Genomic DNA, 9,802 nt, shown 5'->3' with positions numbered 1-9,802 from the left:
GTCGTTGGAAGGTAGTGAGAGAACAGTTTTTTGTACGGGTTCTTTGTCCCTAAGCCGCCCTCGTTCTCCCGGCTACCACCATCGTAAAACACCCATAAAAATAGGCCAACCAGAAAATTTCTGGCTGACCTAATAATACGAAAAGTCGCTATAATAGCGACTTTTTTTGGTTGGTACAATTTTTTTGTAAAAGCTTGCTACGCGTTTTCTTGCTCCTCAAGCAGTTGTCTCAACTTTTGGCGCTGCCGCTTTTCCTTCTGACGACGTTCTCGGTCTTCAGCCTGCAAAGCCTTGAGTAATGATACACACATACCGATAAGAACCACAGCGAATGGCAGTGCTGCCACAATGGACGCGGTCTGCAGGGCACTCAATCCCCCGCTGATTAATAGTACGACTGCAATGGCAGATTGCATGATGCCCCAGGTTAATTTTACTTTAGTACTCGGGTCAAGCTTGCCGTCTGAAGTCAGCATGCCCAACACAAAAGTAGCCGAATCAGCCGACGTAATAAAGAAGGTCATAATCAGAAGTGTGGCTATGAACGCTACGATTGTGCCCAAAGGCAGCTGCTCCAGCATTAGGAATAAAGCCGTTGTCGTATCTTTCTTGACGGCCTCCGCCAGATGAACCGCATCGAACAATTCCAGGTGAAGTCCTGTTCCGCCAAATACCGAGAACCACATGAACCCAAAAAGGCTTGGAATAAGCATGACGTAAATTACAAACTCCTTTACCGTTCTTCCTTTGGATACCCTCGCAATAAAGGTACCGACAAATGGAGCCCACGCGATCCACCATGCCCAGTAAAATAAAGTCCATACTCCAATCCAGGTTTCTCTTGAGAACGGCGTCAGTCTCAAACTCATATTAATAATATTTTGCATGTAACTGCCCAAGGTTGTCGTGAATGTATCGAATATAAACGTAGTCGGACCCGTCACCAATACAAACAGCATCAACAACACAGCAATTACCAGGTTGGTGTTACTCAGAATCTTAATTCCTTTATCCAGGCCTGAGGTAGTGGAGATTAAATACAGTACCGTCACAACGCAGATAATGACAAACTGGATTGTAGTTGAATTAGGAATACCAAATAAGTAATTCAGGCCCCCACCGATCTGAAGTGCTCCCAATCCAAGCGAGGTCGCAACACCGAAGATCGTGGAGATAACCGCCAGAATGTCAATAAGCTTGCCAAGCCAGCCTGCAGCTAGACGCTCCCCGATCAGAGGAATAAACGTGGAGCTGATCAGTCCTTTGTAACCTTTCCGGAACTGAAAGTAAGCCAGGGCCAGGCCAATAACCGTATAGATAGCCCAAGGATGCAGCCCCCAGTGGAAGAAGGAATAGCGCATAGAAAGTCTCGCGGCTTGCGTTGTTCCGGGTTCGGCTCCCTCCGGTGCAGATAAATAGTGGGATAGCGGTTCAGCAACTCCCCAGAAAACCAGCCCAATACCCATACCAGCGCTAAACAGCATGGATAGCCAGGAAATCGTCGAATATTCCGGTTCATCATCGTCATCCCCCAGCCTGATACCGCCAAATCGACTAAACGCCAGATAAAAAGCGAAGATCAGGAAGAACAGTGTCGCCAGCAAATAAAACCAGCCAAAGTTCTGAATAGAGAAGTTGTAGGCTGAATTAGCTACACTCGCTAGCTGATCAGGAGCTACAGCTCCCCAGATTGCAAATAGTACAACGATAATCATTGTGATTGTAAATACCATGAAGGAACCTCCGTTATGTATCTTCAGCCAACTGTTCCTTAGTATGTGCTAGTCCATCTTGTCATCATGCGGAAAGCCAGCTGTTGATAAAATAAAACAAACCGACGTATATTGAAACACCTTCGGTTGTTTTGCTCCATCGGGATGGCAATATTGTTTGAATACATGCTTCTTTCATGTGTCTGAAGATTTGCAGGCATATGTCCATCAAAGTCGCTATTTTAGCGGCTTGTTTTATTTTTCTTCCAGATTTTATTTTCTATCTTCTTACCATGACACATTGTGTCATACCAGTTGTTGTATGATTATGTCAGTCAAACGAAAGGAGCATATGCAGATGAGATTAACGGTCACCGTAAGCGATGATAAAAAACAGAAGGTACTTGAGATGGCAAAGAAAAAGTTTGAGGAAAAGCATAGAGGAGTGTTTATTGAGATCGAACCTCTGCCCAGAGAGATACTTGAGCAGCGTCTCCAAAGTGGTAGTGCTCCTGATCTGATCGAGTGGGATGGCAGCAGCATCGGAGGCCTTCTCGATCGTGGAATCATTCTGGAACTCAACACCCTGCTAGAAGATGGATCATTCAACTTGTTGGACTTCTATCCGTCGGTACTTCAGGCTACCAAGGATCAAGGGCGAATTGGAGCCATTCCGGTAATGGCGGAAGTACCAGGGGTTTTCTACAACAAAGCTCTTTTTGACCAAGCCGGAATTCCTTATCCCAAAGAAAATTGGACCTGGGACGAATTCGTGAAAAAAGCCAGGATGTTGAATCGTTATGACGTAGATGGTGAAGTCATTCGCTATGGGGCTTATTTGGTCCCAAGACTTCTTCCAGTGGAGCCGCTTGTGTGGAGCAATGGGGGCGCGTTTTTATCTGAGGATGGAATGAAGGCAGCTGGTTATCTGGATTCGGCTGAAACTGTTGAAGCGATTCGGAGGTACCTTGAGATGTATCACCCCCTCGAAGTAACGCCATTTGAGGATGTAGGAAGGGATACCTGGTTCTCCTGCTTTGTACACCATAAGATGGCGATGTATTACGATGCAAACTGGACAATCAAACCCATGGGGCAAGAGCAGCGGGAGACTTTTGGCGTTGTAATGCCTCCTCGTATGGGAGCAGAACCGCTGCGCAACATTGTCCAGGTTTATGGATACTGCATTTCCGCACAGTGCCAAGATGTGCAGCTGGCCTGGGCATTTCTTCAGGAGCTTGCTTCTCCACATACAGAGCCGGGAAGAGAATGGGCTAAACATAATCTGGTGGTATCGCGAACAGCAGCTGAAATAAGCGGACAGCAGTCCGATCCCTTATATAGTCCTTTTCTCAAATCGTTAGAGAATGCAAGGCAGAGCGCGTTTGATGTGTCCAGCATGAAGCTATGGCGCTTTTGGAACAATGATGCCTTCCAGGAATGGATATTTAGAGAAAGTCGAATCAATGTAGAGGAGCGCTTGGGAAGAATCGCAAGACAATATGACGAGATGCTTCATACATAGAAAAAAGGAACGTGTGGTGAGATAAAATGGGCAATATGCATCGAATTCTGTGGTTTGATGAGCAGGTGCGGTTCGGGAAATACCCTAATAGCGGGCATTTGTCGGAGCATTTTGAAATATCCGTTCGGCAGGCCTGCAGGGATATCGAATATTTAACCAATACGCTTTGTGCTCCACTGATCTACAATCCTAAAAGGCGAGGGTATCAATATGAAGATAAAACTTATGCACTACCCGCGCTAATATTGACGGCATCCGATATAGAAATGATACAAGCCATAATATCCCACCTAGAACAAACGGCAACGTTGTTCGGGGCAACCGAATTTTCAGAGAAAGCAGTGGGTCTGCTGCAGAATATAATTTCCCACTCTTCTTATGAAGGGGATAGGGACTAATACAAAGGTTTACTCTGCTGATTGAAAAACACTTTAAGGAGGACATTAGAATGTCACTACAAATTCGTCCATACTGCACTGAATTAGAGGATACAGTGAAAGATTTAAGTCACAAAGCTTGGATATTTTTTAAGTACAATAAAGATTATGATTATCAGAGAATGTGTTGTGTATTTAACGAGCACGAGCATTTAATTGGTGTAGGATACTTGCGACATGGAATAGCTGATGATCATGATGTATTCGAAATTGAAATGCCCACTAATGAGTTAGCAATAGATCGAATGAATGAACTGAGAACGGCTCTTTACCCCGTATTTTTAGATATGTGTCGTAAGCTCCGTAATCCAAACAAAATAACAAAACTGGTTGCGTGGAAAGACTTTTATGGGGATAGAGAATTTTACGAAGAGAAAGGGTTTCACGCTTATCAGACCTATTATTTAGCAAAGCGTTCACTTGAAAAACCGATACCTGTAGTCAGTGCGCCTGTTGGAGTTCATGTTACATTTCACCCGATGGAATCCAAAGAGGAGAGAATCAAATATACCGAACTGGAAAATCAATTTTATCAAGGCGTCATATACCGTAGTGTTAATATGTTGGAATGGATGATGGGTGGCCCAGAGCTGCATACGATTTCTGCATTTGAAGGCGATGAACTTGTTGGCAGCGTTATGTGCTGGCAGACTGGTGCCGTTGAAAGATTATTCGTTATTCCGAGATGGCGTAATAAGGGACTGGCTAAGCTGCTTATAACGAAGGCATATGAGTATCACATTAACAATGGTCGAAACGAAGTTGATACGCTGGTTGATGAACAAAATAAAGAAGCAATGAAGTTGTTGGAGTCAATGGGGTATACCTTTCCTGTAAAATTAGAACTCAAAGCATTGGATGTTTAAAAAAGGACACTACGACTTCATTGACGACAGATATTCCATACTCGGCTGGGACAATAGCGATACTCAGTGCACCAATGTAATCGTCGGTGCACTGTCGCTTGTCGAACGGAGTTGTCGAAGGACCTGATTTTTTACATAATAATTTCTTTTATTTATGTTTGTTCAATCAATGCTTTTATGACATAATAGTTCTTTTGTCTTATGTATTGAATAGAGTACTTTTTTGTTGTTTGTTTTAAATTAGCTATAATTAAATTTGAAAAATTAATGAAAAGTGTACAAAGTCAGGTGTTTTAGTGTCAAACTTGTGATAATATTATTCTAGTAATTTTTTCTTATTGAAGAACATTACTACAAATCCCTAATTAACGAAAGGTACTTGAGGCCCATTGTGGAATCTAGGAAGGAGGATGCAATCATGGAAAGTTTACCAGTGGTCTCGTAGGCTTCGCTGTGCAGCAGCAGAGCGTTTGTTTTAACAAATAACTAAAACCAAATCGCCCTTTCTTATTCTCCGAGATGCGAAGTGGCGTATAGCAACAAGAAAATAAGAATACGAGGCAGCTGCTTAATGAGGAGTAAAACACATGTTGACAGAGACCAGTAGCTGCACTTCATTTGCTTCTCATTCAGTATGCTTTAGGAGATATGTCAAATGAATAAAATTAAAATACTAATGTTGATGATTCTAGTTTCTTTTATTATGTATTCAACAAGGACGTACGCAGATAATAGCATAAGCTCCTTTACAGCTTCTATTGAAAACTCCCAAAGTTCTTCCGGATTCATGAAGTCCGTTAGGCCGGGAGACGAAGTAAAAGTAAGGGTAAAAGTCAATAATGTTAGTAAAAAAGAAAAAGAGTTTACAATCTATCCCACGGATGTTCTTTCAGATCTAAGAGGTGGTTGGTCTTATCCACTGAAAGAGACTGTTCCATCATTGTTTGGAACATGGATAAAAGAAAATCCTGAAACAGTAAAGTTAAAACCTAACAAAAGCAAGGAATTTGTATTTACTGTAAATGTTCCGAAGGATACCAAACCTGGCCAGTATATAGCCGCAATAGTCACTCAGGAATTCACTCCTGCTGAAGAAGCAACAGCCACCTCCGGCATGAGCACACAAACGAATTCCAATATTCAATTACCCTTACAAGTTGTATTGAATGTGGAAATCGATAGATCTACTCGCAAAATAGAAATAGGAAAGCTAACTCACATAATTAATAATAATGGTTTACTAACCATTTTTGTCCCACACATAAATAAAGGTACTATTCTTGAAAAGCCTGAAGGAATTTTAACATTAAAAGACAAGAATGGAATTGTACTTCTTAAAGAGTCCTACACTATGGATTCGGTGTATGTTAAAACAACGGGGCTATATGATTTTAATGTTCCTAGTATTCTAACACCTGGAAAGTATCATTTAGATTATGAAATTAAGTATGATAAAGCAGCTTTAAAAGATACATATCATTTTCAAGTAACGACTGCAGATCTGATGAACGCTATGGACAAAGCTGACAACATGGGTAATGCCTATGATTTAGGATTTTGGGAATTCATTAAAGAATTCTGGATTTGGATCGTTGTAGTTATATCAATCATTATACTTCTAATGATTGTCATAATAATATTACTTTTAAGAAGGAGAAAAAAAGATGAGAAAGAAGAAAGTGTTAAAAAAGGTACCTAACATCTTGTTATCAGCAGCATTAGCACTTTCTGTAATAGGATCAGGTCAAGCAACAGCGGCTACAAATTTAATTCAAAATGGAGGGTTTGAGGATTCTGCTGCTGGCGGTTCTGGAGTAAATTGGTCCTTCGGAACAATAGGCAACACCCCGCAATCTCTACAAGCAGCAGTCACTGGAGAGGACCCATATGAAGGACGTCAGGCCCAACTTCTAGCAGAAGACGGTGCTAGTATCGCTGGAGATAATCTTAGAATTATTAGCGATAGTTATCCTATTGTACAAGGTCAAGGATTAACGCTTAAGTTTAAAAGTAAAATCGTAAATATAGCAGATGCAAGTCTTAACTATTCCATCGTATTTTACGACAATGCCGATGCGTTAATAGGCGAAGTAACTAGCAGTCCTGTAACGTCAGCAACAGTAGGATACTCCGACTTCATTCTGAGAGCAACTCCACCAGCCGGCGCTACTAATTTCAAGATTAGATTTGATTCAATCATAACTCAAGATGGTGGCTCTTATAAGTTATTTATAGATAACGTGGAAGTTAATTCAACTTCAAACACGGTTCCGGTTTCAGGAGATACTCAAGTAGGCATTATTGGAGGAGAGCTTGAATTTTACATATCGTCAGGTTCATTTAATGATGTAGAATTAGATTACAATAGAACAATGATTAGCCAGACTTCAAGCAACGCTTCCGTGACAGACAATACAGGAGAAGCAAAAGGATGGAAGTTAAAAGTATCTTCAACAGATTTTCTGAGTGAACAACTCGTTGATCCTTCTGGTACTAATGCTACAATCGTTCTAAAGTTGCCTGCCTCTGCGGTAACGTTACAAACGACACAGCTTGCACATGTATCCGGTCAATCAGTAGATCCAACCTACGGACCTAACACAGGTAGTATAGCATTGAGTAGTGCAAGTAAAACGATCCTAAGTGCTGATCCGGGGTTTGGGTCAGGATCATATAATTATCGAATCGAAAATCAACTCACTGTACCTAAAACCTTAGAGGTAGTAAGCAAACAAGGTGATGGTAATATCCAAGTGGGCCAAATGGTTGGTACTCGATCAGGAGTATATAAAGCCACAGTTAACTATGTGATTGGGACTGGACTTTAAAAAATATGTAAGGAACTCAGAGTTGAGTTCCTTACATACCGTTTTAATATGATACAATTTTGCATAAGAAGAGAAGTAACCCAACTCAAGGCTACATCAGTGAGTGGGTTACTTCTTTTTTGTCTTTATTGACAATCATCATGATGGAGGCTATCCATCTATAGATGGATGCGAGAGACAAGATAGCCGTATTTGGCACAATTCTGATACCTTTGGGTCGTGTCGATTTCAACATAAATACCCAGCAAGTCTATGTTTTCAGTGGTTTGGAAAGTATAGGGATTTTTTCTCTGGTATTTTTTTTACGCATTATTCTTACTGAGCTAATTACTAATAACGGGGAAAAAGCGTACCGCTTTGCAATGGAACACCATTTCAACTTGAATCTAATCGGGCCATTATTTATATTTATGACAGCAGCAATGATTACAATCCGTGTTATTGGTACGTTAACCCAAGTTAATCGAAGCAAAGCAAGTTCCTCACAAAAAGCATAAAGCAGATATAAGCAAAAGGACGGCTAACCGTCCTTTTTTGTGATGTTTTTTTGGAGCAGAAGTAAAATAACAGTATCAATGGGGGAGAAAATTGTTTTTATTCCATTAAGCCAACCGTTAGTTTATAGGAAAAAGTGTTATCCGTGACAGAATGCTATTGACTAAACTTCTACTACGTGATACTTTGTGGTGGTAGTAAGTATTACTGCATACCAGTCATACAGAATAGTAAAGGGTGATTTTGCTGGAAAACCTAACGGAAATGCTTAAAGGCGTGCTTGAGGGCTGTGTACTTGAAATTATTAGCCGCAAAGAAACCTACGGTTACGAAATCACACGGCGGCTGAACGCACTCGGCTTTACAGATGTTGTGGAGGGAACGGTGTACACCATCCTGATTCGGCTTGAAAAAAACAAGCTGGTGGAGACCACCAAGAAACCTTCCGAAATGGGACCTCCGCGAAAGTTTTTCGCGATCAATGAAGCAGGGTATGAGGAACTGCGGAAGTTTTGGGCGAAATGGGAATTCGTATCATCAAAAATGAACGAGTTAAAGGAGAAAAAACAATGAATTTTTGGGATAAAATCACCGGAAACGACATGACAAACGAATTCAAGGCTTTTGAAGAGCGAGTCAAAAAATTGCCGGCGGATTATCAAGCGTCATGGAAAGAAATTAATGGCCATCTTTGGTCACACTCCGATTTTACCGGACGCAACCTTATGCCAATTTTGGACGGTGCGCTTGGCCTCTTGGAAGAAAGCGCAGCGGAGGGGCAGCGTATCCAAGAGGTTTTAGGTGACGATATCAAAGGCTTCTGTTCTGCACTGGCTGGCGAAGAAGGGGCAAAATCTTATCGGGACAAGTGGCGCGAGCAACTCAATAATAATGTTGTTAAAAAATTAGGCAAATAGGAGGAGAGTACTTTGAAAATCCGAGATATTATTGAAGGAAAAAAAGAGTGGCGAGCGCATATGGCGCGTGTCAAAGGACTCCCGCAAGATTATCAGATTGTTTATAAAGAGATTCAAAAATATTTCTTTAAAGTCGGCCCTGTTGAGCTAACTAACGGGACGGGTTTGCTCTCGGGAATTGTCGATCTTTTTGAAGAGGGCGCGGTCTTGGGGAAAAGCGTGCTCGAAGTTACTGGCAGTGATGTAGCGGCTTTTTGTGATGATCTAATTAAAGATTCCAAAACTTATGCGGACATTTATCAAGAATCTGTTGACCAAGAAGTTAGAAAGGCCATGAAAAAGGTTACGGATAAAACAAAGTAATTAACAGATATTTATCCTTATAAAATAAATGTTAATCACCCTGTATGCAGGATTGATCCGCATACAGGGTGATTCATTCTAGAAACAGCTAAACGAGCTGATTTGCTGCAGATCAATGCCGCTATACATCCAGAAGAAGCCATTCCAGCGGAAGCCAGCCACTGAATTTCTCCCGACAAATACCGGGTACATCCAAAAGCCGGGACCACGATTTGGCCAAATATATGTGTAGCGAAACAGACAGCCGGATATGGCTCTTGGATCTACCGCAAATAACGAAGCGGGTTGCTGTGGAATGAATGAAGGGGGCGGCCCAGTAGGTGCTTGCACGCCTTGAGGCCCGCCTCCTCCACCCCCGGGGAACGATGGAGGACCAGGCATTCCACCGGGTCCTCCGGGACCCCCAGGTCCCCCAGGTCCGCCAAACCCTCCGCCTGGTCCAAAAGGAGGTAAAAATGTCATATAACATCACTCCTGTTCATTAGTCTAGTGTATTGTATGTAGGCAATTGAGCAGGGGAATGGGTGTAAGCCCATAGAAGGGCGCAAATTTGTCATAACCTTGTCAAGTAGACAATACACAAAAAGACCCTACAAGATGACCTTTTTTAAAGTGTCTATCTTATAGGGTACATTTTAAAGGACTCCAGAGGTCTTTAT

At 41.8% G+C, this 9,802-nt stretch carries 11 protein-coding genes; 9 read left to right on the top strand and 2 right to left on the bottom strand.

Features of this window, described 5'->3' with window-relative positions:
- Positions 1-197 precede the first annotated feature (197 nt).
- A complete protein-coding gene (locus tag HNR77_RS24205) occupies positions 198-1,733 on the bottom strand; it encodes a glycine betaine uptake BCCT transporter (protein ID WP_184190007.1) in 1,536 nt (511 codons plus the stop codon).
- Positions 1,734-2,040: 307 nt separating this feature from the next.
- Here HNR77_RS24205 and HNR77_RS24200 point away from each other — a divergent pair, with 307 nt between their 5' ends.
- From HNR77_RS24200 to HNR77_RS24160, 9 genes are all read left to right on the top strand, one after another.
- Positions 2,041-3,237, top strand: coding sequence for an ABC transporter substrate-binding protein (locus HNR77_RS24200; RefSeq protein ID WP_184190005.1), 1,197 nt, complete (start codon positions 2,041-2,043; stop codon positions 3,235-3,237).
- Positions 3,238-3,272: 35 nt separating this feature from the next.
- Complete coding sequence (locus HNR77_RS24195; RefSeq protein ID WP_221443985.1) at positions 3,273-3,635, top strand: hypothetical protein; 363 nt, start codon at positions 3,273-3,275, stop codon at positions 3,633-3,635.
- A gap of 50 nt (positions 3,636-3,685) precedes the next feature.
- On the top strand, positions 3,686-4,540 hold the full coding sequence (locus tag HNR77_RS24190) for a GNAT family N-acetyltransferase (RefSeq protein ID WP_184190001.1): 855 nt from the start codon (positions 3,686-3,688) through the stop codon (positions 4,538-4,540).
- A gap of 655 nt (positions 4,541-5,195) precedes the next feature.
- Positions 5,196-6,239, top strand: a complete 1,044-nt coding sequence (locus tag HNR77_RS24185; protein WP_184189999.1) for a COG1470 family protein — start codon at positions 5,196-5,198, stop codon at positions 6,237-6,239.
- Positions 6,205-7,368 carry a WxL domain-containing protein gene (locus tag HNR77_RS24180; RefSeq protein WP_184189997.1) on the top strand — a complete coding sequence of 388 codons (1,164 nt, stop codon included), beginning with the start codon at positions 6,205-6,207 and terminating at the stop codon, positions 7,366-7,368. The genes HNR77_RS24185 and HNR77_RS24180 overlap by 35 nt, the downstream gene beginning before the upstream one ends.
- Positions 7,369-7,532: 164 nt before the next feature.
- Positions 7,533-7,865, top strand: coding sequence for a hypothetical protein (locus HNR77_RS24175; RefSeq protein WP_184189995.1), 333 nt, complete (start codon positions 7,533-7,535; stop codon positions 7,863-7,865).
- Between the two features lie 262 nt (positions 7,866-8,127).
- Positions 8,128-8,436 (top strand): PadR family transcriptional regulator, encoded by a 309-nt coding sequence (locus HNR77_RS24170; protein WP_311768670.1) that lies wholly within the window; start codon positions 8,128-8,130, stop codon positions 8,434-8,436.
- Positions 8,433-8,780, top strand: a complete 348-nt coding sequence (locus tag HNR77_RS24165) for a DUF1048 domain-containing protein (RefSeq protein WP_184189991.1) — start codon at positions 8,433-8,435, stop codon at positions 8,778-8,780. The genes HNR77_RS24170 and HNR77_RS24165 overlap by 4 nt, the downstream gene beginning before the upstream one ends.
- 12 nt (positions 8,781-8,792) lie before the next feature.
- Entirely contained in the window at positions 8,793-9,143 is a 351-nt protein-coding gene (locus tag HNR77_RS24160) for a DUF1048 domain-containing protein (RefSeq protein ID WP_184189989.1), read from the top strand.
- A gap of 78 nt (positions 9,144-9,221) precedes the next feature.
- On the opposite strand, the gene HNR77_RS24155 is transcribed toward HNR77_RS24160, so the two are convergent.
- Positions 9,222-9,605: a collagen-like protein gene (locus HNR77_RS24155; RefSeq protein WP_184189987.1), complete on the bottom strand. Its 384-nt coding sequence runs from the start codon at positions 9,603-9,605 to the stop codon at positions 9,222-9,224.
- Between the last annotated feature and the right edge of the window lie 197 nt (positions 9,606-9,802).

Origin of the sequence: Paenibacillus sp. JGP012 (assembly GCF_014203995.1) — a bacterium.
GTDB lineage: Bacteria > Bacillota > Bacilli > Paenibacillales > Paenibacillaceae > Paenibacillus > Paenibacillus silvae.
This window is presented reverse-complemented; position numbering and strand designations above follow the sequence as displayed.

What these genes read in the sequence shown, in the direction of transcription:
- HNR77_RS24205 (WP_184190007.1), bottom strand. Translation starts at nt 1,733, where the DNA reads ATGGTATTTACAATCACAATGATTATCGTTGTACTATTTGCAATCTGG.
- HNR77_RS24200 (WP_184190005.1), top strand. Translation starts at nt 2,041, where the DNA reads ATGTCAGTCAAACGAAAGGAGCATATGCAGATGAGATTAACGGTCACC.
- HNR77_RS24195 (WP_221443985.1), top strand. Translation starts at nt 3,273, where the DNA reads ATGCATCGAATTCTGTGGTTTGATGAGCAGGTGCGGTTCGGGAAATAC.
- HNR77_RS24190 (WP_184190001.1), top strand. Translation starts at nt 3,686, where the DNA reads ATGTCACTACAAATTCGTCCATACTGCACTGAATTAGAGGATACAGTG.
- HNR77_RS24185 (WP_184189999.1), top strand. Translation starts at nt 5,196, where the DNA reads ATGAATAAAATTAAAATACTAATGTTGATGATTCTAGTTTCTTTTATT.
- HNR77_RS24180 (WP_184189997.1), top strand. Translation starts at nt 6,205, where the DNA reads ATGAGAAAGAAGAAAGTGTTAAAAAAGGTACCTAACATCTTGTTATCA.
- HNR77_RS24175 (WP_184189995.1), top strand. Translation starts at nt 7,533, where the DNA reads ATGGATGCGAGAGACAAGATAGCCGTATTTGGCACAATTCTGATACCT.
- HNR77_RS24170 (WP_311768670.1), top strand. Translation starts at nt 8,128, where the DNA reads ATGCTTAAAGGCGTGCTTGAGGGCTGTGTACTTGAAATTATTAGCCGC.
- HNR77_RS24165 (WP_184189991.1), top strand. Translation starts at nt 8,433, where the DNA reads ATGAATTTTTGGGATAAAATCACCGGAAACGACATGACAAACGAATTC.
- HNR77_RS24155 (WP_184189987.1), bottom strand. Translation starts at nt 9,605, where the DNA reads ATGACATTTTTACCTCCTTTTGGACCAGGCGGAGGGTTTGGCGGACCT.